We start from the raw sequence: 26,849 nt of genomic DNA, 5'->3' as shown, positions 1-26,849 counted from the left end.
TCAGGGGCCCCATCCTCCCACGCGGTTCCGGCGCCCGCTCCGGTGGTTGGCGGACGCGGGGGGAGGGGAGGTTCAGTGAGGGCCGGGGCGGCCCGCCGGCGTAGCGAGTCATTCCGAGTCCTTTCCGAGAGCGAGCCACCGAAGTGTCCCCAGAAACACTGGATCCGGATCCGCGCAGTGACGGAGCCGCGCTCGAACTTCTGGTTCACGGCGTCGGCGGGGCCACCCCGCAGAAGGTGCTCGACGATCCGCGTACGGTCAGGATCACCGGCGACGAGACGGCCGCCGTGTACCGGCGCGCGGACGACGTGGACGCCGAGGCCCACCCCGAGCGCTACCAGGGCAGGCCGGTCCCCGAGGCGTACTGCTGGTCCAATCTCACCTCGGGCAACGGCTCGCGCGCCCTGTGGCTCCTGCTGCTCCCGTTCATGGTCGTCAATCTCGCGCACTGGATGCGGCCTGCCACGAAGGGCCTGGGCAGGTCGCAGCGGCTGTACGGCGTGCTCGTACGGCTGGTCGCCCTGACCCTCACCGTGCTGCTGACGGCCGCGGCCTGCGAGGTCGCGCTCGATCTGACGGCATGGCAGTGTGCCGGATCGGCGCGGTGTGTCGCGGACCGCTCCTGGCTCGGCTTCCTGTCGCCGGAGCGGCACGGCTGGTGGTCGCAGCCGGGGCGCCGGCTGGCCCTCGCCGCCGTGGTGCCCACGGCGCTGGTGGTGCTGTTGTGGTACCTCTCCAACCGCACCTGGAGCGCGTACGAGGCCCAGCGCCCGCCCACCGACGAGCCCGCCGCCGGCACGTCTCGCGCCGACAAGCCCGAAGCCACGCACGGGGCGCCCGGCACCGAGGGGGCCGCGGACGAGGGCCGGGCCGCGAGCGACGATCCGGTGACGGTACGGCCCGCCCTCGGCCGCCCCGGCTTCTGGTACGGACGCCGACTGGTCGCCAGGCTCCGCGCCGCCCACACCGCCGCCGGCTTCCTCACCATCGCCGCCGCGCTCACGGCCGCGGCCACCGACCACGACCGGAGCACCGACGGCGGTCCGCTCGGCCTGCTCGGACTGCTGCTCCAGGCAACGCTGGCCGGGTGCGCGGCCGTTGTGCTCTGGGTGGTGTGCAGCCGGGGCCGCAGCGAGCGCAAGCGCGACGGCTCCCTCGACCAGTTGCTGATCAGCACCCTGCCCGCCACCGCGCTCGGCGCGCTCGCCGTGGCCGTCGTGTACGCCGCCTGGTCCAGGCCCGGCTGGATCTCCACCGGCGGGCTCCCCGGCAACCTGTCCTTCCTGGTGCTGGCCCTGGCCCAGATCGCGTTGATCGTCGTGCTCGTCGTCACGGCTCATGTCCTGCACCGCCGCGCGCCGCATCCACGGATCGCGATGCGCGGCCTCGGCGGACCCGCCGTCGCGATGCTGGCCTGCGCCCTGGGCGGGGTGATGACCGGCGGCGTCGCCCAGCGCGTCGCCGACTGGCTCGACGGGGACGCCACCCCCGGCGCGGGCGAGGGCGCGATCGTGGGCCCGCCTGTGCTGCTGAGCTGGCAGGCCTCGGTCATCCCCGTACTGCTCGTACTGCTGCTGATCCCGGTCGCCGTCCTCGGCTTCCGTACGCTACGGGCCGCCCGCCGGCTGGCGCCGCTGGTGGAGCGGGAGTACGGGAAGGAGACGCCGGACCCCCTCCGTACCCGCCAGGTGGCGGGCGCGCGGGCCAGGGCCGCGCTCACCGACTACGCTCCCCGGCTCGTCGGAGTGGTCTCCGGGGCCTCCCTGCTGCTCGGCGCGGGCGCGGTCGCCGGGTCCTGGCTGAGCGGGCAGGTGCCGGGGGTGGCCGCGGAAGGCACCGACTCCTTCGTCGAGTCCGTGGCCGACACCGCGCAGTCGATCGGCTCCTGGCTGGTCGGCCTGGGCTTCCTGCTCTTCGTCACCTGGGGCCGCCGCGCCTACCGGGACGCCTCCGCCCGGCGCACCATCGGCATCCTCTGGGACGTGGGTACGTTCTGGCCGCGCGCGGCCCACCCCTTCGCGCCACCCTGCTACGCCGAACGCGCGGTCCCCGACCTCACCTGGCGGATCGTCTCCTGGACCGGTCGCACCGGCGGCCGGCTCGTCCTCTCCGGCCACTCCCAGGGCAGTGTGCTGGCCGCCGCGGCCGTCTGGCAGCTGCGGACCGCCACCCGCCACCGGGTGGCGCTGCTGACGTACGGCTCACCGCTGGAGCGGCTCTACGGCCGCTGGTTCCCCGCGTACTTCGGCGCCGAGCAACTGGGGCAGCTGAGCAAGGAGGTGCACTGCTGGCGCAATCTGTGGCGGTCCACCGACCCGATCGGCGGCCCGGTCCGGGTCCCCGAGGACGGCGACCGCCCCGAGGTGGACCGCGGGCCGCTGAAGGACCCGCTCGCCTACAGCCGTACGGTGCTCCACCCGCTGCCCGAGCCGATCCTCGGCCACTCCGACTACCAGGCGGACCCGGTATTCGCGGAGGAACGTGCCGCGCTGCTCGACCGGCTGCCGCCGGCGGCGGTGCCCGCGCAGCGGACCGAGAAGGAGGCTCAGGGGCAGCGGGCTCAGGGCAGTTCGGGCAGATCGTCCGCGTAGAGCAGGGTCAGGTCGTCCGTGCTGGTCTCCGGCAGCTGGGCGACCCGGCCCGCGTGCCGCTCCACCATCGACTCGAACGTCTGGCGCGCGGTACGGCCGTTGCCGAAGGCGGGCCCCTTGGGCAGCACCGTGAAGTACTTCAGCAGCGCCTCGGCCGTACCCTCGCCCAGCCGGTACTCCTGCTCCTCGGACTGCTGCTCCACGATCCGCAGCAGTTCCTCGGGCACGTAGTCGCTGAAGGTGATGGTCCGTGAGAACCGGGACGCGACACCGGGGTTGACCGTCAGGAACCGCTCCATCTCGGCGGTGTACCCGGCGACGATCACGACCACCGCCTCCCGGTGGTCCTCCATCAGCTTCACCAGCGTGTCGATGGCTTCCTTGCCGAAGTCCCGGCCCGAGTCCTCGGGGGAGAGGGCATAGGCCTCGTCGATGAACAGCACACCGCCCCGCGCCCGGTCGAACGCCTCCTGCGTACGGATCGCGGTCGAGCCGATGTGCTCACCGACCAGATCGACCCGGGAGACCTCGACGAGATGGCCGCGCTCCAGCACCCCGAGGGAGTGCAGGATCTCGCCGTACAGCCGGGCCACGGTCGTCTTGCCGGTGCCGGGGGAGCCGGTGAAGACGAGGTGGCGGCGGACGGACGCCGCCTTGAGGCCGGCTTCCTTGCGGCGGCGGCCGACCTCGATCATGTCGGTGAGCGCCCGGACCTCGCGCTTGACGCTGTCGAGGCCGACGAGCGAGTCGAGTTCGCCGAGGACGGCCTCGGAGGCGCGGGCGGGCTTCGTCGCCTCGGGGATGGCGTCCGAGGGCCGCGCGGTGGCGCTCTGCGCCGGGACCGCGCCGAGGAGACCGGTGGACTGGGTCGCGGTCAGCACGGCCGACGGCTCCAGGGACGGCGTCGGCGGGGTCAGCACGCCGCTCTCGTCGCTGGTGCAGTCCTCGACGGTCGGCCCGTCCTCCGCGAAGTCGTACCCGCCGCGCGCGCACCGTTCCGTACGGCACCGGGTGAGCGTCGTACGGCAGCCGTCCATCACATGGAAGCCGTAGCCGCCGCTGCCCGTCACCCGGCAGCTGTGGAACGTGCCCCGGCCCTCGGCCGAGACATAGAAGCCGGCCTCGGCGGGCGAGGTGACCGTGCACCGCTCGATGGTGGGATCGGCGCCCTTGGTGACGATGACCCCGGTCTGGACGCCGTCGATCGTGCAGGAGTTGAGCGTGCCGCCGCTGCCGTGGTCACGGAACCAGGCGCCGGTGGACGCCTCCCGGATCCGGCAGTCGTCGAGCTGCGCGGTGGCGCCGTCGCTCACGGACACCGCCGTGTTGCGTACCTGCGAGATATCGGTGTCCACCACATCGGCGCGCGAGCCGCGGTCGAGGACGAAGAGCGCGTCGGGCACGTCATGCACCCGGCAGGAGTCGAGCACGACGGTCGCGCCGTCGCTGACCCAGACGGCCGGGTAGTCGCCCGTACTGTCGTGGATCTCGCACTGGTTGGCGTCGACGCGCGTGCCCGGATCCCAGACGGAGAGCCCGTTGCGGCCGAAGCGGCGGACCGTCGAGCGGGTCAGCGTCAGCACCGAGCGGGAGCGCAGATCGACGGCGTTCTCCGGGATGTCGTGGATGTCGCAGTCGGAGAGGGTCAGTACGGCGTCGGTGTCCAGGGTTATCCCGTCCGCCGACGTGCGGTGCACGGAGGAGTCGGTGAGATGGGCCGCGGCGCGGGACGCGATCTGCACGCCGGTGCCCTTGATCTCGTACACCTCGCAGCCGACCGCCTCCAGACCGCTGCCCTCACCGGTGACGGACAGGCCCGATCCCGAGGCGTGGTGGATCCGGCAGCGCTCCAGCCGCGGATGCGCGCCGCCGCGCACGGAGATGCCGGACTGTCCCGCGGCGACGATCTCGCAGTCCTCGAACACCCCGCCCGCTCCGTCGAGTACGCCGATGCCGACGCCGGCCGGATTGTCGACGGTGCAGCGGCGGACGGTCGGGCGGGCCGCGCCGCGCACCTCCAGGCCGGCCGCGGAACGCGTCACGATCCGCAGATCCGACAGCTCCGGCGTGCCGTCCTCGACGAGCAGCGCGGGGGCCGCCGAGTCCTGTCCCTCCACATGGAGGTCCTGGACGGTGGCGGAGGCGCGTACGGTCAGCGGCACCCCGTCGGCGGGCGCGATGCGTACGGAGCCGAGCGAGCCCTCCGGGCCGCGCAGCGTGACCGCTCGCGTGACGATCAGATTCTCCCGGTAGGTGCCCGGGGCGATCGTGAGGACGTCGCCGTCACCGGCGGCCTCCAGGGCTGCGGCGAGGGAGGCGTATTCGCCTGTGCGGCGCCGCCAACGCGATGTTCCGGTGTGCGTCACCTGGACCGTGCCCTGTGCCATGGCGCTGCTGTGCCCCCACCTCGTGCGTGTGCGCGTGTTCTGCCGTCCCGGGTACCGGCCCCGGACCCCCGGCCGCGAAGGCGGACCGGGCGGCACCACCGTAGCGCGCGTGGCGGCGCGGAGTTGACGCGAACGGCTAGTACAGGGCGTGGTCTCAGCTGGCGGGAGGCATCGTTTCAGCTGCCCGCGCCGGTACGTCCCCAGTCGGGACCGGCCGCGGCCCAGGCGCGGTCGAGCCGCTGGTAGCGCCGCTGTACGAGCCGCCATATGATCAACCGCCTGGCGCACTCGACGAGTCCGACGGCCAGCACCGTCACGCCGAATCCGGCCAGAACCGCGTGAACGCGCGCGCTGGTCGCGCTCACCGGGCCCCGTACCTGCTTGTTGGTCCGCCGGTCGGTCCACATGCTGAACGTGTCGCCGGCGCGGGGTTTCCGCAGCGGGGCGGAGACCGTGCCGGTACGCGCGCTGCCGTCCGCCGCACTCCACTTGGCGGTCACGCGGGTGCGCGAGGAGTGATCCGAGAGCGACTCGGCGTCGTATGCGATGTGGCGGTGGTCCGCCGCGCGCGCGACGACCACGGCGGTCGTGCGATGCCGCTGCTCGTGCTGGACGCGCGCGGTGTTCCGCAGCGACGCGTCAAGGGCGTTGCCGCAGATCCAGCCGACGGCGGGGGTGGCGAGGGCGAACAGCAGCACCGCCGTCAGCGCGACCCACGCCTCCACGAGATCGGTGCCCCGGCGCAGGGGATTGTGCCGCCAGCGCCAGAGTCCCACGATGATGCGCACAGTCCCGCACCTCCTTCCCGTGTCCGTTTTAGCCGCGGGGAGCAGGGTTTACGCGCGAAGGACCGCAAGAGAGAGCAAGCTCACCTCGATGCCCCCTGCACGCAAAACACCGGATGCCGGGTGGTGTTCCTGTGACGCGCGGGTTTCGCGCGGGTGTCACGCCGAGGTGAACGGGCGCCCGGGAAGGCGTCATTCGAGCACGGTCACCGGATCGCCCACCCGGAGCGTGCCGGTGGACTCGGGGACGAGATTCTGCCCGAAGATCAACTGGCTGCCGAACCGGCGGTAGTGGCCGAGGGTGCGCAGCGGCTCCTTGCCGCGCTCGCCGGTGCGCTGGTCCGTGGTGGTGATGACACACCGGCCGCACGGCTTGGCCACCCGGAAGGTGACCTCACCTACGGCGATGCGCTGCCAGTCGTCCTCCTCCCAGGGACTCGCCCCGGCCACCACGAGATTCGGCCGGAACCGCTCCATGGGAAGCGGGCCCTCGTCCGGATGATCCCCTTGCGCGATCAGGGAGTTGAGGGCGTCGAGCGACGCGGTCGTGGTCACCAGCAGCGGAAACCCGTCCGCGAAACTCACCGTTTCCCCGGGCCGCGCGTAGGCCGGGTCGACCGGCCGGCGCACGGCGGGATCGTCGAGATGGACGAGCCGGACCTCCACCCCGAGGTACCTGCTCAGTGTCCGGTGCACGTCGTATCGCGTACCGTCCGCATCGTGCGCGTCAGGACCGGCGAGCACCGACTCGACCTTGGTCCCGAAGATGTCCGCCACCACGGTGTCGTCCGTCCGTGGCACGCCAATGACCAGCGGATCGATTCCCGGCGCGGACAGCCGGATCCCGCCGTCCGGCAGTGGCTCCGCGCGGGCGAGCGCCAGGCGCGGCTGCTGGCGCTGTGTGACCGCCTTCCCCGTCGTGTCGATCAGCGTCCAACGGCGGTCCCCGGCAAGTCCCCAGGGCTCCACGACCGCGCTGTCCGGCGTACAGCCGGCCATCGACTTGACCGGGTGAACCCGCAGGGCGTGCAGAACAGGATGGACTGGCTTCGGCATGAAGCCATCCTGCCAGCCGCCCGGGACGCACGGCGGATCAGTACCCCCCGTCGGTACTTCCGTGCCGTCGATGCGCCCGTGCCGTCAACGTGTCCGTGCTGTCACCACGACTCAGCTGTCAACGTCCCCGCGCTGTCAGTACCCCCGCGTCTGATAGGGCCGGTTGTACGGATCGTCGTACTGCGCGGGCTGTGCGGCGGGCACCGGACGCGGAGCCGCCGGACGCATCGCCTCGTAGCCCGTACCGGGCATGGGGCGCTGCGGCTGCGCCTGCTGCTGGGGCTGCTGGCCCGGGTAGCCCCGGGGCGGCGCCTGCTGCGGGATGTACGGCGCGGGCGCGTGCTGGAGCGGCATGGGCCCCGGCGCCTGCTGCTGCTGGTAGCCGCCCCCGTACGAGGAGTACGAGGAAGCCGACGGGGAAGGGCCCGCGGGGAGGGCGGGCAGCGCGGCGGGCAGAGCCGGCAGATAGCTGTTGCCCGTGTCGTAGGCGGAAGGCACTCGGATCGGGGCGATCTGAGGCGTGCCCCGCTCCGCGACCAGGGAGTCGTAGATAGGGGTGTCCGGGAACGACGGCGCGGTGTAGTAACCGCCGCCGTAGGTGGCGCGGGGGGAGGTCATAGAACATAAGTTAAGCCCACCATGTGCCGGTTGGGGAGTCCGATTAGGGGGTTGTTTCGGGAGCTGTGGGTGACTTCGGATCCCCAATGCGAGCGAACATGGGAAAAACGGTCGTCCGATGGTGTTCGGATCGTGTAAAGGGCAAGCTAGCGGGGGGTTACGGCGGGTCTCAGGGGGTCCGGCCGGTGTTCCAGCGATTAGGTTGGCCGCACGTAATCTTCGGACACCCCGACTCGTGATGGGGGCGAGCATGTCCATGCTTAAGGGAGCCAATCTTCCGGTACAGGCGCAGGCCGTCCGGGTCGAATTGGGATGGCGTTCAGGACCGGGGGTGCCCGACGTCGACGCGTCGGCGCTCCTGCTCGTGTCGGGAAAGGTCCGCTCGGACGCGGACTTCGTCTTCTACAACCAGCCGGCCCACGCGTCGGGGGCGGTACGCCACGAGGGCAAGAAGACCGGCGCGGACGGTGTCACGGACACGCTCGCGGTCGATCTCGGCCGGGTCGAGCCCGCCGTCGAGCGGATCGTGCTGGCGGCCTCGGCGGACGGCGGCAGTTTCGGCCGGGTGCCCGGCCTGCGGGTGAGGGTGCTGGACGCGGCGTCCGGCGCCGAGATCATGCGGTACGAGAGCCAGGACGCGACCGTCGAGACGGCGTTCCTCCTCGGTGAGCTGTACCGGCGCCAGGGGAACTGGAAGTTCCGGGCGGTGGGACAGGGGTACGGCAGCGGACTGGCGGGCCTGGCAACGGACTTCGGGATCTCGGTCGACGACGAACCGGCGCCGCGCACCGCCCCGGCGGCCCCGGCGCCCGTACGCCCGGCGCCCGTACGTTCCGAGCCCGTACGTCCCACGAGGCCGGCCGCCCCGGCTCCGCCCGATCCGGTCCCGGCTCCCACACCCGTACGGCTGAGCAAGGTGACGCTGACGAAGGACGCCCCGTCCGTCTCGCTGGCCAAGCAGGGCGGCACCTCGGGCGCGATGCGTGTGAACCTCAACTGGCAGATGCGCAAACAGTTCAGGGGCTGGGGCGCCAAACTCGGCCGGGCCGTCGCCAACCACAGCGATCTCGATCTCGACCTGTGCGCTCTCTACGAACTGTCCGACGGACGCAAAGGCGTCGTCCAGGCGCTCGGCAATGCCTTCGGCGCGCTCCACCAGCCGCCGTACATCCATCTCGACGGCGACGACAGGACCGGAGCGGTCTCCAGCGGTGAGAACCTCACCATCAACCTCGACCACAAGGACCGGCTGCGGCGCATCGTCATCTTCGTGACCATCTACGAAGGCGCGCGCAGTTTCGCGGATCTCGACGCGACGGTCACTCTCCAGCCGCAGCACGGCGCCCCGATCGACTTCGCGCTCGGGGAATGCACGGTGCCCTCGACGGTCTGCTCGCTGGCCCTGATCACCAATACCGGCTCCGACCTCGTCGTCCAGCGCGAAGCGCGCTTTCTCGTACCGGAACGCGGAGTCAGCCCGCAGCGCACCATCGATTACGCCTATGGCTGGGGCATGAACTGGACGCCCGGCAGGAAGTGACGTACGGGCAAAGGCCGCTGGAATCCTCCGCGGCGGCGACGGCGACGACGGCGACAGCAGCGGCGGGTCAGGGGTCCGGCGCGGTCTCGGGACGGGTGTACGTACGCCCCTTCCAGGCCGCGCCCCGGCCCCGGTAGTGCTGCACCGCAGAGTCGACCGTCATCAGCAGATAGAGCAGCGCGGTGAACGGCAGCAGCGGCGCCAGCCACGGCGACAGCCGGTAGTAACGCAGCATCGGGAGGTACGTCCCGGTCATCACCGCCCAGGCGGCGAACCCCAGCCACCCCGCGGCCGTGTCCTCGCCGAACACCCCGGCACAGAACGCGACGGGCGGCGCCAGATAGACCACCGCGAGGCCCGCGACCGTGAGCACGAGCAGCAGCGGGTTGTGCCGGAGCTGCGCGTAGGCGCTGCGCGAGACCATCCGCCAGAGATCGGCCAGCCGCGGATAGGGACGCACACTGTCCACCCGCTCCGCCAGCCCCAGCCAGATGCGTCCCCCGCTGTGTCTGACCGCCCGCGCCAGTGACACATCGTCGATCACCGCCTGACGGATCGACTCGGGCACCCGCGCACGCTCGGCGGCCTCCGTGCGTAGCAGTACGCAGCCGCCGGCCGCCGCTGTGGTGCGCGCGCCGGGGCTGTTGATCCAGCGGAACGGATAGAGCTGCGAGAAGAAGTACACGAACGCCGGTACGACCAGCTTCTCCCAGGCGCTCGCGACCCGGAGCCGCGCCATCTGCGAGACCAGGTCCAGTTCGTGCGTTCTGGCCGCGACGACCAGTTCCCGCAGACTGTCGGGCTCATGCGCGATATCGGCGTCCGTCAGCAGCAGATACTCGGGATCGCGGGCGCGGGCCAGCGCGATGCCGTGCCGCAGGGCCCACAGCTTTCCGGTCCAGCCGGGCTCCGGTTCACCGGGCGTGGCCACCGTCAGCGGCAGACCGCCGTACCGCGCGGACAGTTCGCGGGCCAGCCTGCCCGTACCGTCCTCGCTGCCGTCGTCGATGAGGAATATCTCCGCCCGGCCCGGATAGACCTGCGCCAGCAGGGACGGCAGGGACTCGGGCAGTACGGCCGCCTCATCCCGCGCGGGTACGACGAGAGCGACGGACGGCCACCGCTTCGGGTCGTCGTGGTCGGCGTCCTCCGGGCGGCCCCTGTGATCGCGGCCGCGGTCGTCGTACCGCGAACCCTCACCGGCCGTACCGTCCTCACGCGCGGGCAGCCGTTGGTCGGTTCGCCAGAAGAACCCCTGACCCAGCAACAGCCAGCCCCAAGCGGCCAGCGAACCCACGGCGATCCAGGCAACGGTGCTCATTCGCCGCAGTCTGCACCACATCGACCGGACCGCACATGCTGTCGACTATGGTGACTGGGTGAAGATCGCACTCATGGACTCTGGCATCGGTCTGCTGGCGGCGGCCGGTGCGGTACGCCGACTGTGCCCCGAGGCCGATCTCGTCCTCTCCTCGGACCCCGACGGAATGCCGTGGGGTCCCCGCTCCCCACGAGATGTCACCGAGCGCGCGCTGGTCGTCGCGCGGGCCGCGGCCCAACACCGCCCGGACGCGCTGATCGTCGCGTGCAACACCGCGTCCGTACACGCCCTGCTCACGCTCCGCGCCGAGCTGGAGCCGCGACTGCCGGTCATCGGTACGGTCCCGGCGATCAAGCCCGCGGCGGAGGGCGGCGGGCCCTTCGCGATCTGGGCCACCCCGGCCACCACGGGCAGCCCGTACCAGCGCGGTCTGATCCATGACTTCGCCGCGTCGGCCGAGGTCACCGAAGTGCCGTGCCCCGGACTCGCGGACGCCGTGGAGCACGCCGACGAGGCCGCCATCGACAGCGCGGTGGCCGCGGCCGCCGCGCTGACCCCCCGTGATGTAAGGGCCGTCGTCCTGGGCTGCACCCATTACGAACTGGTCGCGGAGCGTATCCGTACCGCCCTCGGGCAGCGCGGCCTGCCGGCCGTCGTCCTGCACAGCTCGGCCGACGCGGTCGCCGCACAGGCACTGCGCCGTATCGGCGCGCGGTCCGTTCCGGCAGGGCTGAACGGGAGCGTCACCGTGCTGCTCGGTGGGCGCGAGTCCGCACTGCCCGAACCCGCGTTGGCGTATGCCGAGGGACGGCTGCTCGCCGCCGTCAGTCAGGTGCACTGACGGCAGGTGCGCCGAAGAGCTGAAGACCGGACTACCGGACTCCGGAGCATGTGACGTAGCCCTCCATTCGGCGGTCATCGGACTCCCCCTTGGGTGGAATCTGAGTACGCTGCTTGCCATGAGGGAGTACTCCCGGCAGGAGGGCCAAGGCGCCGAGCCCCTGCCCGAGACCTGGACCGGGCGCGCCACCAACCGTGTGCAGTGGCTGCTCGCCGCCGCGGGCGCCGGGTGCGTCGCCCTCGGGGTGGAGCTGGCCGTGGACTCCAACTGGACGTCCGGTGTCACCGCCCTGCTGATGTCCGTCATCGGCTGTGTGGCGGCGGGCCTGCTGATCCTCTTCGGCACCCTGGCCTTCGTCCATGTGGCGGTCAGACTGGACGGCGACTGCCTGGAAGTGCGCTGCGGCCATATGGGACTGCCGCGTCGGCGTATCGAACTGGCGCATGTCGTGGACGCGGACTTCGTCCCCCGGGTCACCCCGCGCCAGTGGGGCGGCTGGGGATACCGCTGGCGTCCCGAGATGGGCACCGCCGTGGTGGTGCGCCGAGGTGAGGCGCTCCTCCTCAGGTTGGGCGACGGCCGGACGTTCACGGTGACGGTGGACGACGCCGAGTCGGCGGTGAGGATCATCCGCAGCCGGCTGCTCCTGCTTCCCAAGCCCAACGCGGCGGGGGTCTGAGCCCGTCGTTCCGTTCCGGGGCCCGAGTCGTTCCGTCGACGTACGAGCCGTTTCGCGGGATTCTGAGTCGTCTTATCCATGTCCGAAGCCCGTTCGCGGGGCCTATGCCGGACCGGCCGCCCTTCGCGCCGTCGCCAGGCCCGCGAGCAGGCTCGCGCCCGCTGTCACAGGTGTGGAGCTCAGCGCGTTGCCCGCGCTCGCCATCGCGGCCAGTGCCGTCAGGGTGGCGCCGGCCGTCAGGACCACCGGAGTGGAGCAGGGCGAGCGCCCCAGTCCGTACAGCAGCCAGCCGAAGACCGCTCCGAGCAGCAGTACGCCCACCACGCCCTGTTCCGCGGCCTGCTGGAGCGGCGCCGACTGCGGCTTGCCGTCGGTGTCCAGGGACTGCGAGACGGTCGGGCTGAGGTCGCCGAAGCGGTCCGGGCCCGCGCCCAGCACCGGATTCTCCTTCGCCAGCTCGGCCGCGTCGTGCCACAGCCCCACCCGGTACTGGGTGAGCTGCCCCTCCAGCGAGACCGAGAGCCCCTCGGGCAGCGCCCGCTCCGCCACCGCCCAGGACGTACCGACGACCAGCGCTGTCACCAGCCCGAAGCTTGCGAGGGCGAGCAGCCGGCGCCGCATTCTGGCCGCCGCCAGCGAGCAGAGCAACACCCCGAGGGCCGCGATGAACCCCACGAAGGAACCGAGCAGCGAGGCGGTGCCCGCGACCGCCAGGGCCAGCAGGCGCAGCGCCGTGCGTACGGCAGGCCGCCGGGCCGCCGCGGCCGCGCAGCAGGCAGCGCCCGCCGCCAGGACGAGCAGCGCGGCGGCCGCGCCGGTGTCGCCGGAGGGTGTGACGACGGCGACGGCCGTGCCGAACGACTCATGGCTCGAAATGAGCGCCGCCACGAGCGCGCCGACCGACACGACGGACGCGGTGGCGACCGGCACGAGCGACCCGCTGATCCGGCCGAACACATATCCCGCGGTGACGGCGAGCACCGCCAGCAGGGCGCCCTCGGGCCTGCCGTCGTGCCCCGCCGCGCTGATCAGCGGCCATACGGCGCAGCCGCCGAGGACCAGCGCGCCCAGCACGTCGGGTCCCCGGCCCCGGTCCTTCATGGGGTCGCGGACGTGTCCCCGTACAGCTTCCCGTACCGCGGAGTGTTCCCTCGGCGCAGTCATCCCGTCGACCCCCCGAACTGTGGCGGGCCCTGTCCCGGGACGGCCGGATCCGGCCAGATGGTGGTCAGGGCTGGCGCACACGGTAACCGCAATCGTGGGGATGTGTGGAGACATTGCGAAGGAACGTTACTGCGCACGGCCGGCCGACGACTCGACGGGGTCACCCGGCAATCTCCCGACCGCATCGCCCGCTATCACTCGATCGGGCTATCCGGCACGGACGGTTCCGCGGGCACTCGGACGACCGGTCGACGGGCCGCCCTACAGATCACCGCGCTCCCCGGCGCACAGCGGATCACCGTAGACTCCGCCGGGTGAGCGCCACCATGACCCCCGTAGAGCCTCCTCCGCCCGCCCCCGCGTCCAGCGGCGGGCAGCGCCTGCTGCGAAGGCTCGCCAGGCCCGGCGCCGCGGTGGTGTCCGGCGTCCTTCTCTACGTGAGCTTCCCGCCCCGCACCCTGTGGTGGCTGGTACTGCCCGGCTTCGCCCTGCTCGCCTGGAGCCTGCGCGGGCGGCGGGCGCGCGCGGGGTTCGGTCTCGGCTACCTCGCGGGCCTCGGGTTCCTGCTGCCGCTGCTGTTCTGGACGGGCGCCGAGGTCGGGCCGGGGCCCTGGCTCGCGCTCGTCGCGATCGAGGCCCTCTTCATCGGCTTCACCGGCCTCGGGATCGCGCTCGTCAGCCGGCTGCCCGTATGGCCGGTCTGGGCCGCGGCCGTCTGGATCCTCGGTGAGGCGGTCCGCGCCCGGGTGCCGTTCGGCGGATTCCCCTGGGGCAAGATCGCCTTCGGCCAGGCCGACAGCGTCTTCCTGCCCCTCGCCGCGCTCGGCGGTACGCCGGTGCTCGGCTTCGCCGTCGTGCTGTGCGGCTTCGGACTGTACGAGGCGCTGCGCCATGCCCTGGCGTACCGCCGGACCGGAACGCTGCCGCGCCGGGCCATGGCCGGCGCCGCGGCCACCGTGTTCGTCCCGCTCGTCGTGGCGCTCGCCGCCCTGCCGCTGGTCGACGACTCCGCCGAGAACGGCACCGCGACCGTCGCCGCCGTACAGGGCAATGTGCCGCGAGCCGGCCTGGAGTTCAACGCCCAGCGCCGCGCGGTCCTCGACAACCACGTACGCAGGACGCTCCAACTCGCCGCCGATGTGAAGGCCGGCAAGGTGCCCAAGCCCGACTTCGTGCTGTGGCCGGAGAACTCCTCCGACATCGACCCGTACCGCAACGCCGACGCCCGCGATGTGATCGACCAGGCCGCCAGGGCGATCGGGGTCCCGATCTCCGTCGGCGCCGTCGTCACCCCGGACACCGGACCGCTGCGCAACACCCAGATCCTGTGGGACCCGGAGCGCGGCCCGACCGACACGTACGACAAGCGGCAGATCCAGCCCTTCGGCGAGTTCCTGCCGATGCGCTCGCTGGTGAAGACGATCAGCCCCGGATACGCCGAGATGGTGCGCCGGGACTTCGGGCGCGGCACCAAGCCCGGGGTCTTCGACCTCGCGGGCACCGAGGTGGGGCTCGCGACCTGTTACGAGGCGGCCTTCGACTGGGCCGTGCGGGACACCGTGACGCACGGCGCCCAGCTGATCTCCGTACCCAGCAACAACGCCACCTTCGACCGCAGCGAGATGACGTACCAGCAGCTGGCGATGTCGCGGGTACGGGCGGTCGAGCACAGCAGGACCGTGATCGTCCCCGTCACCAGCGGTGTCAGCGCGATCATCCAGCCGGACGGGACGATCACCCAGCAGACCGGGATGTTCACCCCGGACGCGCTGGTCGCCGAGGTCCCGCTGCGCTCCTCGCTCACCCCCGCCACCCGGCTGGGCACCCTGCCAGAAGGCCTGCTGGTGGCGGTCGCGGTCGCCGGACTCGGCTGGGTGGCGTTCCGTTCCGTACGCAACCGCCGCTACACGGCGGGCGGTTAGGCCCTGTCTGACAAATCCCGCCTGGCTCGCGACGCCTGGCACGCACGCTCGCTGCGTTGTCGGGCTCGTCCACGTACGGCCGGGCCATCCACAACGACGACCCTCCGCCTTGCGATCGCACGCACCAGACGCCGCGAGCCCCGCCCTCCGGGCGGACGGCGCTATTTGTCAGACAGGGCCTAGGGTCGGAGCATGGGAACCCCTGACTTCATCCGCGAGATCCGGGCCACCGCCGGACACCAGCTTCTCCTGCTGCCGGGCGTCAGCGCGATCGTCTTCGACGACGACGGGCGTGTGCTGCTCGGGCGGCGCGTGGACACCGGGGGCTGGTCGATCATCGGCGGGATCCCGGAGCCGGGTGAGCAGCCCGCGGTCACGGCGGTGCGCGAGGTGTACGAGGAGACCGCTGTGCGGTGTGTGGTGGAGCGGGTCGTGCTCGTCCAGGCGCTGAAGCCGGTCACCTACCCCAATGGTGACGAGTGCCAGTACATGGACATCACCTTCCGCTGCCGCGCGGTCGGCGGTGAGGCGCGGGTCAATGACGACGAGTCCCTGGATGTGGGGTGGTTCCCCGTGGACGCGCTGCCGGCGCTGCAGGAGTTCGCGCTCTTCCGGATCAAGCAGGCGCTCACCGATGCACCCACATGGTTCGAACCCACCACTTCGGAGTGAAGTGTGGGCGCTGACCATATCGGTCGGTGCCGATGCCGCTCCTTAAGGTGCGGAATATGACCGCGCCCACCACACCGGTATCCGTACCGGGTCCGGGCCCCCGTACGCCGGGGTCCCGCACCGCCGACCGTCCCGTGACCGCCTCCGACGCCGTTGTCCCCGCCTCTGTCCCTCTCGATCTGGCGGGCCGTACCGCGCTGGTCACCGGCGCCGCGAGCGGCATCGGCCGGGCCTGCGCGCTGCGTCTCGCGGCGGCGGGGGCCCGGGTCAGAGCCGTGGACCGGGACGGCGAAGGGCTCGACTCGCTGGCCGCGGAGGCGGACGGGCTGCCGGGGGCGCTCGAACCGCAGGTCCTCGATCTGACCGAACTCGACGCGGCGGAGCGCGCGGCGCGGGGAACGGACATCCTGGTCAACAACGCGGGACTGCAACTGGTCCGCCCCATCGAGGACTTTCCGCCGGATGTGTTCCACACCGTGCTGACAGTCATGCTGGAGGCGCCCTTCCGGCTCATCCGAGGCGCGCTCCCGCACATGTATGGCCAGGGCTGGGGCCGGATCATCAATATCTCCTCCGTACATGGGCTGCGGGCCTCCCCTTACAAGTCGGCCTATGTGGCGGCCAAACACGGTCTCGAAGGGCTCTCCAAGACCGCTGCCCTGGAAGGCGCCTCCCACGGGGTCACCTCCAACTGCGTCAATCCCGCGTATGTGCGCACACCACTGGTCGAGAAGCAGATCGCCGACCAGGCGGAAACACATGGCATCCCCCGGGAGCGGGTCGTGGCCGATGTGCTGCTCCAGGACTCCGCGCTCAAGCGGCTCCTGGAGCCGGACGAGGTGGCCGAGGCGGTCGCTTATCTCTGCACCCCCCACGCTTCCTTCATCACGGGCACGTCGCTCGCGCTCGACGGTGGCTGGACCGCGCACTGACCGCGCACTGACGGCGTTCTGACAGCGTTCTGACCTCGGGCGGGCCTCGCAGGCGGGTCGCCGGCGCCCTGCCCGCGGGGCCTCGGTGAGTGGCCCGGACGGGGGGCCGAGTTGTCCACATCGCATCCGTTGTCCACAGGGCTGGCGCGGACGGCCGTAGGGCGGGTAATCCTGTGTCCATGTCCCACGACATGTCCCACGATCAGGCTTCCTACCTGGAGCTCCTCGCACGCGGCGCCGCGGCGGAGGCGTACGACCGCCCCGCGCTGCTGGCCCGTGCCGAGGGCGCCGGGACCGAGGCGCTCGCCGCGCTGGAGCACGCCAAGCGGCTCGCCCTGCGGGTGCGGGCCGAGCTCGCCGAGCGACGGCGCCGCGAGGCCGAGCTGTCGGCACTCTTCGAGACCGCGCACGACCTGGCGGGGCTGCGAGATCTGGACGCCGTGCTCCGCGCGATCGTCCAGCGCGCGCGTTCGCTGCTCGGTACGGAGGTCGCCTATCTCTGCCTCAACGACCCGGCCGCGGGCGACACGTATATGCGGGTCACCGAAGGCTCCGTATCGGCCCGCTTCCAGCAACTCCGCCTCGGCATGGGGGAAGGGCTCGGCGGGCTCGTCGCCCAGACCGCGCGCCCCTATGTCACCGACAGCTACTTCGACGACCCGCGCTTCCAGCACACCAGAACCATCGACTCAGGAGTCCGGGACGAGGGACTCGTCGCCATCCTCGGCGTCCCGCTGATGCTCGGCAGCCAGGTCATCGGTGTGCTCTTCGCCGCCGACCGCCACGCCCGGGTCTTCGAGCGCGAACAGATCGCCCTGCTCGGCTCGTTCGCCGCGCACGCGGCCGTCGCCATCGACACCGCGAATCTGCTGGGGGAGACACGGACGGCCCTCGCGGAGCTGGAGAAGGCCAACGAGATCATCAAGGAGCACAGCGCGGTCATCGAACGCGCCTCGGACGTGCACGACCGGCTGACCGAACTGGTGCTGCGCGGCGGAGGCGTCCATGACGTGGCGAGCGCGCTCTCCGAAGTGCTCGACGGCACGGTCGAGTTCGCGCACCCCGATTCCCCGTCCGTGACCGCGCTGGAGCTGACCGGCACCGAAGGCCGCGCCAAGCGCCACGGCGAGGTCTGGGGCGCCGCCGTATCGGCCGGCGGCGAACTGCTCGGCGCGCTCGTCCTGCGCGGGCACCCCGGCCTCGACCCCGTCGACCAACGCACCCTGGAGCGGGCGGCGATGGTCACCTCCCTGCTACTGCTCGCCCGCCGCTCCGCCGGTGAAGCCGAGCAGCGGGTACGGGGCGAGCTGCTGGACGACTTCCTCGACGCCCCGGACCGCGATCCACGCCTGCTGCGTGAACGGGCCGTGCGGCTGCGCGCGGACCTCGACGCCCCTCATGTGGTGCTGGCCGCCCGGATCGACGGCCCCGTCGCCGGCGCGGCCGGCGCCCCGGGAGCCACCGAACGGGAGACCGCCGACCGGCGCCGCCTGTGGTCCGCCGCGTCCCATCTCGCCGCGACCGGGCAGGGCCTGGCCGCCACCCGCGACGGCGGCACGGTCCTGCTGCTGCCGCTCGCCCCCGGCGACACAGCGGCCGATCTGGCGAGACGCACGGCCGGACAGCTCGGCGGCGCCCTGCGTGAGCCCGTCACCATAGGCGCGTCGACGGTCATCGAGGCGCCCGCCGCGCGTCCGGGCGCGATTGCCGAGGCGTACGCGGAAGCCCGGCGCTGCCTCGACGCCCTGCGGCTCCTCGGCCGCTCGGGCGACGGCGCGGCCGCTCAGGACCTCGGCTTCCTCGGTCTGCTGCTCGCCGACACCCGCGACATCGAGGGCTTCGTGGACCGCACCATCGGTGAGGTCGTCGCGTACGACCTGCGCCGGGGCACGGACCTCGTCCGCACCCTGGGCGCCTACTTCGCGTCCGGGATGAGCCCGGCCCGTACGAAGGACGAACTGCACGTTCATGTCAACACCGTCGCCCAGCGTCTCGAACGCGTCGCCCGGCTGCTCGGCCCCGACTGGCAGTCACCGGCGCGGGCCCTGGAGATCCAGCTGGCGCTGCGGCTGCACGCCATGTCGGAGGCCGTCGTACGGTGAACGGGGAGTTCCACCGTACGACGGCCTCCGACAACACCACTCAGACCCCGGTGGTACGGGAACCGGCGTCATCGGCCCGCCGCGGCGCGGGCACGCCCGTCCGGGCCGGCTCCGCGTCGACATCGGCGAGATCGCGGTGGCGGGTCTCCTGGGCACACGCGATGGCGACGACGGTGATCAGCGCGGCGGCGATCACATACAGGGCGATCGGCGTCGAGCTGTCGTAGTCGGCGAGCAGCGCCGTGGCGATGAGCGGCGCCGGAGCACCGGCCGCGACCGAGGAGAACTGCGCACCGATCGAGGCGCCGGAGTAGCGCATCCGGGTCGCGAACATCTCCGAGAAGAAGGCCGCCTGCGGCGCGTACATCGCACCGTGCAGCACCAGACCGACGGTGACCGCCAGGAGCAGATTCCCGAAGCTCGCGCTGTCGATCAGCGCGAAGAACGGGAACATCCAGGCGCCGACGCCGACGGCACCGATCAGATAGACGGGCCGGCGCCCGATCCGGTCCGACAGCGCGCCCCAGGCGGGGATCACCGCGAAGTGCACGGCGGAGGCGATGAGTACGGCGTTGAGGGCGGTCTGCTTGCTCAGCCCCGCCGAGGTCGTCGCGTACACCAGGATGAAGGCGGTGATCACGTAGTAGCTGATGTTCTCGGCCATCCGCGCGCCCATCGCCACCAGCACATCCCGCCAGTGGTGCCGCAGGACGGCGACGAGCGGCATCTTCTCCGTATCGTCCCCGGCGGCCGCGGCCTTCCGCTCCTCGGCCCTGGCCAGCGCCTCCTTGAAGACCGGTGATTCATCGACGGAGAGCCGGATCCACAGACCGACGATCACCAGCACCCCGGAGAGCAGGAACGGAATGCGCCACCCCCATGAGGAGAAGGCCGCGTCCGAGAGCAGCGCGGTGAGCGCCGACAGCACGCCGGTAGCGAGCAACTGCCCGGCCGGCGCGCCGGTCTGCGGCCACGAAGCCCAGAACCCACGCCGCTTGGCGTCCCCATGCTCGGACACCAGCAGCACGGCCCCGCCCCACTCACCACCGAGCGCGAACCCCTGAATCAGCCGCAACACGGTCAACAGCACCGGGGCCGCCGTACCGATGGTGGCGTGCGTGGGCATCAGCCCAATGGCGAACGTCGCCCCGCCCATCATCAGCAGACTCAGCACCAGCAGCTTCTTGCGCCCGATCCGGTCACCGTAATGCCCGAACACCAACGCGCCGAGCGGCCGAGCGGCGAAGCCGACGGCGTAGGTGAGAAAGGACAGCAGCGTCCCGACCAGCGGATCGGAGTCGGGAAAGAACAGCTTGTTGAACACCAGCGCTGCGGCGGATCCGTAGAGGAAGAAGTCGTACCACTCGATGGTCGTGCCGATGAGGCTGGCGGCGACGATGCGCTTGAGTGAGCTGGGCGTTGGGGGAGCGGATGCCGAGGCAGCCATGGTCACCACTTCCGAGCGGTCTGGGGATGGTTGCTGTGTCGCCACACCGTAGGAATGCCCAGGTCAGGGGCCCATGTGGTGGGACACCATAGTTCGGACCCGAGGTGTGCGCGGGCAACCCATGTCAGGCATCCGGGGCCCGCGGCACGGGCACGATCGACAGCGGAGCGGGCGGTGTCGAGGATGCGTCATTCGGGGTGATTTGGCGCACCCATCGAGCGAGGCATCCGCCCCCCAGGCGTCGCCCGCTGGGTGAACGTGTCCGACCACGGGGATCCCGGCACGGCGGAGTCAGCCGAACAGGTGGGAACCGAGCGGGTGCTGTTGGTCGAAGCCGGGGAGGATCAGGAAGGTCGCACTGGCGGTCGTGGTGGTGAAGGGCAGCAGTGCGTCGGAGGTGTCCATGCGGCTGAGCGTGGCCGTGAAGGTCCGCAGGTCGTTCTGGAAGCTGATGAAGAGCAGGCCGGGGGCGGGCTCGTCGGTGCTGTAGGAACGCCGGAGCATGAGGCCGACGCCGACCACGGTCGGGTTCGCCCTGCGGACGTGGGCGTCCACGGGGACGAGATAGCGGCCGTCGGGCGTCTTGGCGCCGAGTTCCGGGGCCGAGGCGACGGTGCCGCCGGAGAGGGGTACGCCGCTGGCCCGGCGGCGTCCGAAGACCGCCTCCTGTTCGGCGACGGTCAGGGCGGCGAACCGTGTCAGGTCGAGTTCCATGCGCCGCAGTACAGCCAGGGTGCCGCCGGCGACCGCAGGGGGCCCGGCCAGCCACAGGTCACGTTCTTGCTCGGCGGTCGTGTGCGGGCCCACGATGCCGTCGATGAAACCGAGCAGGTTGCGCGGTGCGGTGACGCCCTCGGCGACGGACACGTTCGTACCGCGGCGTCCGGTCTGCCGCCAGCGTTCGCGGATGCGGTCGCCGGCCTGGTCCAGGAGCGCGGCGGCGACGACCGGTACGAGCAGCGCGTCGCTGGCGCAGATCTGTATCAGCAGATCACCGCCGCGTGCCCGCGAGGCGATCCGCTCGCGGGAGAACCGCGGGAGGTCGGCCGCGCCGGGCAGTGAAGCACCGGCCGGCCGCACCAGCCGCGGACCCACGCCGACGGTCACGGTCAGGTCACCCGGGGACAGGCCCAGCAGCCGCGGGTCGGACCCGGCGGTGAGGGTGCTGATGGCCTCGCCGAGTTCGGCCAGTAACGGGCCGGGCGCCACCGCGGTGCCGAGGTCGGCCACCACGGCCAGCAGGTTGCGCTGGGCCGACTGGGGAAGCGTGACGCCCGCCTGATGCCGGCCCCTCGCCGGAACCTGCGTGGGCGTGGCCGCCGCGGAAGGGGCGGGCGGGCCCGGCTGGGCGGAGTCCGATGAGCACCCGGCGATGAGACCGGCGGCCACCGTGGCGCCGGCGGCATCGAGGAACGCGCGGCGTGACGGGTGGCGATCGGCGCGGTTCATGATGTGCAGAGTGCCACACCCGCCTCGGGTCTGCCGTGCAACTTCCCTATTGCGGCGGGGAATTCGCCGCCGTGCCAGACTGGGATCATGTCTCGATCAGCTCTTCGCGTGATGGCGGCGGTACTGGGCGCACTGACGCTGGTGGCCGGTTGCAGCGGTGGCGGTGGCGGTGGCGGTGGCGGCGACGACGGATCGGGCAAGGGCCGGCGGCCGGAGGGCGCACAGGTGACGATCCGTGTGCCCGGCGACGCCCCGACGATCTCGGATGCGGTGTCCCTGGCCCAGCCCGGTGACCTGGTGCTGGTGGCTCCGGGTGTGTACCGCGAGTCGGTGAAGATCGACACGGCTCGCATCACGCTGCGGGGAGAGTCCCGGGACAAGGTGGTCATCGACGGGCAGTTGCGGCGGCCGAACGGGGTGGTCGTCACCGCGCCCGGGGTGGCCGTGGAGAACCTGACCGTGCAGAAGAACACGCAGAACGGGGTGCTGGTCACCGGTTCGGCGGCGGCGGTCGCCGGGCTGCCGGGGAGCGGCGGCTATGACACCGGCGATGAACCCGTCAGCCTCCTGAAGTCGTTCCTGGTCTCGTATGTGACCGCGACCCGTAACGGTCTGTACGGCATCTACGCGTTCTCCGCGCAGAACGGTGTCATCGAGCACTCCTACACATCGGGCGGGGCGGACTCGGGGATCTATGTCGGCCAGTGCAAGCCGTGTCGGATCGTGGTGCGGGACAACGTCTCCGAACTCAACGCGGTCGGCTACGAAGGCACCAACGCCAGCGGCGACATGTATGTGGCCGGCAACCGTCTGGTCGGCAACCGCGTCGGACTGACCACCAACTCCGACCACCAGGAGAAACTGCTCCCGCAGCGCGACGCCGTCGTCGTCGGCAACCTGATCGCGGACAACCAGCAGACGCAGACCCCCGAACAGGCCGACGGCGGCTGGGGCGTCGGTATCGGCGTCGACGGCGGCAGCGACAACCAGTTCATCCGCAACCGGATCACCGGCAACACCAACGCCGGGCTCATGATCACCGCGACCGCCGACCTGACGGCGGACCGCAACCGGATCACGGACAACACCTTCACCGCCAACGGCGTCGACGTCGGCTGGACGTTCCCCACCGCCACCCGCGGACAGGGCAACTGCCTGCAAGGGAACGCGCTTCGGAGGACCGTACCCGCAGGGCTCGCGGACACCGCGTCATGTCCGGTTCCCGCCACGTCACCCACGCCCTCCGGCAGCTGGGCCAGTCCGACGCCGCCCGCGGGCATCCCGTTCACCGACGTGGCCGCGCCAGGCCCGCAGCCGGAGTTCCCGCGTGCCACCACCACAGGCGCCACCGTCGTGCCGGAGGTTCCGGCGCTGCCGGACATCGCGGACATCGCGCTGCCGTCGGCGTCGCTGCTCGCCGCCGGTGCGCGGGTGCGGACCTCGTGAGCGGCGGCTACGGCGCCGGTGTGATTCCGGGTACCGGCTGGACGGGGACGTACGTCCGGGTGTCGAAGTCGAAGACCACCGGCTGCGACTCGGAGGCCACACTGACCTGAACCCGGTACATGGTGCCGTCCGAACCGATCCAGTAGCGCACGGTCCCTGAGGTACTGGCCTTGGTATCGGCGTCCGGCCCGTTCATGATGTCCGTCTGATGGCCGTGCACCTTGTCCCGCCCGACCCATGCGGCGCCGTTCTGCGGCAGCAGTGCGGCGTTGTCCGGCCGGTCGCTGCCGAGGCGGAGCGCGATGGACAGCGAGCTGTCCAGGGACATGCCGGATGTCCGCAGCTGACGGCTGTACCAACCGGACGCGGGCGGCGACGCCGGTGCGACTGCCGGGGGATCTGTCATGGGGTGGACAAGGACGGTGGAGGCCGTCCACTGGATCAGCCCGTCGCTGGACGTGTCGCGCCCCGTCCCGTGCACCACCCCGTAACCGGTGTGGGTGCGGTAATCGATGGATCCGGTGATCACCAGCCCGCCGGTGGCGTTCGGCACGGTGATCGTCACCGCCCGGCCTCCCGCCTGGTAGTTGAGGAACCGCGTGATCGCCAGCCGGTTCACCTCGTCCGAGGTCAACGCCCGCGGGGCGGTGGGGCCACCGCGGTTGCCGAGGAGGACGAAGGCGGTGATCGCGGCAGCCGTGATGCCGATGACGGCGGCTGCCACCCAGCGCAACCTTGGCCACCGGCGGCACCGCCCTGCCTCGCGCCCCAGGAGACCCTGCTTGATGTTGATGCTCCGCGTTCTGATGCTCCGCACGCGGCGCGACTGTAACAGGTCTCCGCCGAGGCACCCTCAAACTCTGCGTTTACCGGACATGACGTTCAGTCAACTTGTAGGCTCACCCCTGCATTTGCCGAGTTGGCATTAGCGTAGGACGAGGTAAAGGAATGCCATGCCATTACGTGGAGTGGTGCGGTTAGGGCTGTCCGGCCTCTTACTGGTGGGGGGCGGCGCAGGCACGATCTTGACCGGCGCCGGGCAGGCCAGCGCTTCGGCCTCTGACGGCACCCTGACCATCCAGGTACTGCGGGACTTCTTCGGCACCGGCGTGATCAACTCGACGATGGATGTGCCGCAGCGGGGAATGAAGGTCGATGTCGCCGACCCCGCCGGCCATCACGTCACCGGTGTCACGGATGCCACCGGAAAGGTCATCGTGCCGCCGTCGAACGAGCTGACCGGCGGCCGGTACCGGGTCGATGTCACCGTCCCGGCACCCTACAGCGACTATCTGCGGGCGGCGCCCGCCTCGACCGCGCCGAACCACTTCGACAGCTTCACCACGTTCGTGGACGTCTCGGACGGCAAGGACGACTCGGTGATCACCGGGGTCTGGGACCCGGCCGACTACACACTGCCCGATTCCCGCTATTTCGTGCCGATCCAGAGCGGCTCCGGCGGGACGGACACCCGGGCACTGGTCGCGTTCGGGACGGACGCCCGCGGTAACTGTCCCGACCAGCAGGCATGTCCGGAGGTGCTCAACACTCAGGACCAGGTGGGCACGACCTTCGGGCTGGCCTACGACAAGTACCGCGACCAGCTGTTCCAGTCGGCTTTCGCCCGGCGGTACACCGAGTACGGGCCGGACGGCGGTGACGCGATCTACACCGTGCCGACCGACGGCGGCGCCACGAAGCTGTTCGCGAAGGTGCCGGGCGCAACGAAGACCGCGCACGACACCGGCAACCTGATCAAGGACGCCGGATTCACCGACGCCCCGGGCAAGGAGAGCATCGGCGGTCTGGCCCTGTCGGAGGACGGCTCGACCCTGTACGCGGTGAACCTGCTCACCCGCAGCCTGGTCAGCTTCGACGCGACCAAGCCCACGGCCTCGGCGCCCAAGGCGACCGTGCCGATTCCCGACCCGGGCTGCGCGGCGGCCGGCGACTGGCGCCCGTACAGCGTGGCCACCCACAACAACACCCTGTACGTCGGGGGTGTGTGCAGCGCGGAGACCAGCAGGGAACGCGCGGATCTGAAGGCCGTCGTCGCCACCTATGACGCCGGGAAGTTCACCACCGTGCTGTCCCAGCCGCTGACCTTCGAGCGCGGGAGCGTGTTCACCACCAACTCCGGCCGCGACGAGGTCAATCACTGGAACCCGTGGAACAACGACCTGGCGGACTGGGACACCTTCACCGTGAGCAGCGCGATGATCAACCCGCAGCCGGCGCTGGCCAGTATGGCCTTCGCCCGCGACGGCTCGTTGATCCTCGGCTTCCGCGACCGGTTCATGGACGTCGTGAGCTGGGGCGGCCTCGACCCGAGGCCGGGCAACGACACTCCGCAGAACGGCATGTCCGGCGGCGACATCAGTATGGCCTGTGCCAAGCCCACCGGCGGGTACGAGTGGGAGGGCACCGGAGACTGCCCCGACCACGCCACGGACCCGACCGTCGACGGGGTCCAGCCCCCCGGCGTCGTCGAGTACTTCCCGGGCGACTTCTTCCCGAACGGCGGCTCCGCGACCCAGCCAGGGCCGCACCAGGAGTCCGCGCTGGGATCGGTCGCCTACATCCCGCAGCAGCAGTGGGTCGTCAGCACGCAGATGGACCCGACCGGCCAGGTCATCACCAACGGTACCGGCTACTACGACGTCGCCACCGGCCTCGGCCCCGGCAACGACCCGGCCGCCAACGCCTACCAGTTCATCGGCCCGAACCAGAACGGGTTCGGCAAGGCCGGTGGCCTCGGCGACATCGCGTACGCCGCGGCGAACGCACCGATCCAGATCGGCAACGTGGTGTGGTACGACGGCGACCACAACGGCGTCCAGGACCCCGGGCAGGTGCTGCTGCCGGATGCGACGATCAACTTGCTGGACGCCGATGGCAAGAAGGTCGCCACGACCACGACCGATGCCGCCGGCGAGTACTACTTCGGTGGTGTCGGCGCGGACTACGAGCTGACACCGGGCGCCAAGTACACCGTGCAGTTCGATGTGTGCACCGCGGACACCAGCGAGGTGCCGGGCCGGCCGGCCGCCACCGACCTGCGGTTCACCTTGCCAAGGGTCGGTGACGACCGGGTACATGACTCCAATGTGACCCCGCCGACCACCGGCCGACTGTGCAATGGGTACGCCCCGGTCACCGCACCGACCACGCCAGGAGGGGTTGATCACACGATTGACGCCGGCGTGTACATCCCGCAGGCGGCATCGCCGACACCCACGCCGCCCGCATCCACGTCCCCGACACCGACACCTGCGCCGCCGACCGGCCAGGCGCCCAACACCCCGGCACCGGCCGGCCGGCCACCGGGTTCCCTCGCGAACACCGGTACGTCCGGCCTGGGGGAGGTTCTCGCCCTCGTGGCCCTGCTGCTCGGTGCGGGTGCGACAGTCGTCCTCGTCAGCCGTAAGCGGCGCGCCAGGCACCGCTGACATCCGAAACCCCCGACGGGCCGGTGCGATGCACCGGCCCGTCGGCATGACCGGCTCGATCGCCGGCAGCAGGCAGGTATCAGCCGCCATCTGCTGTACTACCTCAACGCCCCCATTGCCGAAGGCTGCCGCCTGCGCGGCGTCCTCCCTGCCCCTGGTGCCGTACTCAAGCTCGCGCAGCAACGCCAGCAGATCCGCTTCGCTCTCGGTCCTGCCCCCATCCTGACGCGACAGCCACACGCGGACCAGGTCGGGGCACCACCACGCTCACCCTGACCCGACAACACTCATTCAAGTTCAGTAATGTGACACGAACCGGCTCATTTCATGAGGAGTTATAAGCCAGACGGGCGCCGCAGGCGAGTTCTGTGGTGCTTCCCACAGGCTCGAAGGTGCCTTCTCTGCACGGCCGGCCCCACGAGATGGGCCGGTACCCGACGGGAGAGCT

19 protein-coding genes are annotated in these 26,849 nt (G+C 71.3%); 10 read left to right on the top strand and 9 right to left on the bottom strand.

From position 1 onward, the window contains the following. Nucleotides 1–143 precede the first annotated feature (143 nt). Nucleotides 144–2,591: a hypothetical protein gene (locus IF11_RS0101995; RefSeq protein WP_030349612.1), complete on the top strand. Its 2,448-nt coding sequence runs from the start codon at nucleotides 144–146 to the stop codon at nucleotides 2,589–2,591. On the opposite strand, the gene IF11_RS0101990 is transcribed toward IF11_RS0101995, so the two are convergent. The 4 genes from IF11_RS0101990 to IF11_RS0101975 form a co-directional block, all read right to left on the bottom strand. Continuing rightward, the gene (locus IF11_RS0101990; protein WP_030349611.1) at nucleotides 2,561–4,978 is read right to left on the bottom strand and encodes a right-handed parallel beta-helix repeat-containing protein; all 2,418 of its coding nucleotides are present in this window, start codon (nucleotides 4,976–4,978) and stop codon (nucleotides 2,561–2,563) included. The genes IF11_RS0101995 and IF11_RS0101990 overlap by 31 nt on opposite strands. 176 nt (nucleotides 4,979–5,154) lie before the next feature. Next, a complete protein-coding gene (locus tag IF11_RS0101985) occupies nucleotides 5,155–5,766 on the bottom strand; it encodes an Rv1733c family protein (protein WP_030349610.1) in 612 nt (203 codons plus the stop codon). Nucleotides 5,767–5,955: 189 nt separating this feature from the next. Next, nucleotides 5,956–6,819 (bottom strand): MOSC domain-containing protein, encoded by an 864-nt coding sequence (locus IF11_RS0101980; RefSeq protein ID WP_030349609.1) that lies wholly within the window; start codon nucleotides 6,817–6,819, stop codon nucleotides 5,956–5,958. A 135-nt stretch (nucleotides 6,820–6,954) separates the two neighbouring features. Continuing rightward, the gene (locus tag IF11_RS0101975) at nucleotides 6,955–7,437 is read right to left on the bottom strand and encodes a DUF6643 family protein (RefSeq protein WP_030349608.1); all 483 of its coding nucleotides are present in this window, start codon (nucleotides 7,435–7,437) and stop codon (nucleotides 6,955–6,957) included. A gap of 238 nt (nucleotides 7,438–7,675) precedes the next feature. Between IF11_RS0101975 and IF11_RS0101970 the strand changes: the two genes are divergently transcribed. Beyond that, a complete protein-coding gene (locus tag IF11_RS0101970) occupies nucleotides 7,676–8,977 on the top strand; it encodes a TerD family protein (protein WP_206300745.1) in 1,302 nt (433 codons plus the stop codon). A gap of 67 nt (nucleotides 8,978–9,044) precedes the next feature. Here the strand turns inward: IF11_RS0101970 and IF11_RS0101965 are convergent, their stop codons facing one another. After that, nucleotides 9,045–10,298 (bottom strand): glycosyltransferase, encoded by a 1,254-nt coding sequence (locus IF11_RS0101965; RefSeq protein ID WP_030349606.1) that lies wholly within the window; start codon nucleotides 10,296–10,298, stop codon nucleotides 9,045–9,047. 58 nt (nucleotides 10,299–10,356) lie between these two features. On the opposite strand from IF11_RS0101965, the gene IF11_RS0101960 reads away from it, so the two are divergent. Both IF11_RS0101960 and IF11_RS0101955 read left to right on the top strand, forming a co-directional pair. Then, on the top strand, nucleotides 10,357–11,139 hold the full coding sequence (locus IF11_RS0101960) for a glutamate racemase (protein ID WP_030349605.1): 783 nt from the start codon (nucleotides 10,357–10,359) through the stop codon (nucleotides 11,137–11,139). Between the two features lie 118 nt (nucleotides 11,140–11,257). Continuing rightward, nucleotides 11,258–11,818, top strand: a complete 561-nt coding sequence (locus IF11_RS0101955) for a hypothetical protein (RefSeq protein ID WP_030349604.1) — start codon at nucleotides 11,258–11,260, stop codon at nucleotides 11,816–11,818. Between the two features lie 102 nt (nucleotides 11,819–11,920). On the opposite strand, the gene IF11_RS0101950 is transcribed toward IF11_RS0101955, so the two are convergent. After that, nucleotides 11,921–12,919: an O-antigen ligase family protein gene (locus IF11_RS0101950; protein ID WP_037726798.1), complete on the bottom strand. Its 999-nt coding sequence runs from the start codon at nucleotides 12,917–12,919 to the stop codon at nucleotides 11,921–11,923. A gap of 377 nt (nucleotides 12,920–13,296) precedes the next feature. Here IF11_RS0101950 and lnt point away from each other — a divergent pair, with 377 nt between their 5' ends. From lnt to IF11_RS0101930, 4 genes are all read left to right on the top strand, one after another. Further along, the gene (gene lnt, locus IF11_RS0101945; protein ID WP_030349602.1) at nucleotides 13,297–14,904 is read left to right on the top strand and encodes an apolipoprotein N-acyltransferase; all 1,608 of its coding nucleotides are present in this window, start codon (nucleotides 13,297–13,299) and stop codon (nucleotides 14,902–14,904) included. A gap of 192 nt (nucleotides 14,905–15,096) precedes the next feature. Then, entirely contained in the window at nucleotides 15,097–15,576 is a 480-nt protein-coding gene (locus IF11_RS0101940; RefSeq protein ID WP_030349601.1) for an NUDIX hydrolase, read from the top strand. 56 nt (nucleotides 15,577–15,632) lie between these two features. Next, a complete protein-coding gene (locus tag IF11_RS0101935) occupies nucleotides 15,633–16,508 on the top strand; it encodes a 3-hydroxybutyrate dehydrogenase (RefSeq protein WP_106979079.1) in 876 nt (291 codons plus the stop codon). A gap of 179 nt (nucleotides 16,509–16,687) precedes the next feature. Then, nucleotides 16,688–18,610 carry a helix-turn-helix domain-containing protein gene (locus tag IF11_RS0101930; RefSeq protein ID WP_240627644.1) on the top strand — a complete coding sequence of 641 codons (1,923 nt, stop codon included), beginning with the start codon at nucleotides 16,688–16,690 and terminating at the stop codon, nucleotides 18,608–18,610. Nucleotides 18,611–18,650: 40 nt separating this feature from the next. Here the strand turns inward: IF11_RS0101930 and IF11_RS0101925 are convergent, their stop codons facing one another. Both IF11_RS0101925 and IF11_RS0101920 read right to left on the bottom strand, forming a co-directional pair. Continuing rightward, nucleotides 18,651–20,057 (bottom strand): MFS transporter, encoded by a 1,407-nt coding sequence (locus tag IF11_RS0101925; RefSeq protein ID WP_037726796.1) that lies wholly within the window; start codon nucleotides 20,055–20,057, stop codon nucleotides 18,651–18,653. A gap of 291 nt (nucleotides 20,058–20,348) precedes the next feature. Further along, on the bottom strand, nucleotides 20,349–21,506 hold the full coding sequence (locus IF11_RS0101920; RefSeq protein WP_030349597.1) for a Dyp-type peroxidase: 1,158 nt from the start codon (nucleotides 21,504–21,506) through the stop codon (nucleotides 20,349–20,351). 87 nt (nucleotides 21,507–21,593) lie between these two features. Here IF11_RS0101920 and IF11_RS0101915 point away from each other — a divergent pair, with 87 nt between their 5' ends. Further along, on the top strand, nucleotides 21,594–22,952 hold the full coding sequence (locus IF11_RS0101915; RefSeq protein ID WP_030349596.1) for a right-handed parallel beta-helix repeat-containing protein: 1,359 nt from the start codon (nucleotides 21,594–21,596) through the stop codon (nucleotides 22,950–22,952). A gap of 7 nt (nucleotides 22,953–22,959) precedes the next feature. Here the strand turns inward: IF11_RS0101915 and IF11_RS0101910 are convergent, their stop codons facing one another. Then, nucleotides 22,960–23,640, bottom strand: coding sequence for a hypothetical protein (locus IF11_RS0101910; RefSeq protein ID WP_030349595.1), 681 nt, complete (start codon nucleotides 23,638–23,640; stop codon nucleotides 22,960–22,962). 265 nt (nucleotides 23,641–23,905) lie between these two features. Here IF11_RS0101910 and IF11_RS0101905 point away from each other — a divergent pair, with 265 nt between their 5' ends. After that, nucleotides 23,906–26,401 (top strand): SdrD B-like domain-containing protein, encoded by a 2,496-nt coding sequence (locus tag IF11_RS0101905; RefSeq protein WP_030349594.1) that lies wholly within the window; start codon nucleotides 23,906–23,908, stop codon nucleotides 26,399–26,401. Nucleotides 26,402–26,849 lie beyond the last annotated feature (448 nt).

The sequence above is a fragment of the Streptomyces scopuliridis RB72 genome (genome assembly GCF_000718095.1).
Classification (GTDB): domain Bacteria; phylum Actinomycetota; class Actinomycetes; order Streptomycetales; family Streptomycetaceae; genus Streptomyces; species Streptomyces scopuliridis.
This window is presented reverse-complemented; position numbering and strand designations above follow the sequence as displayed.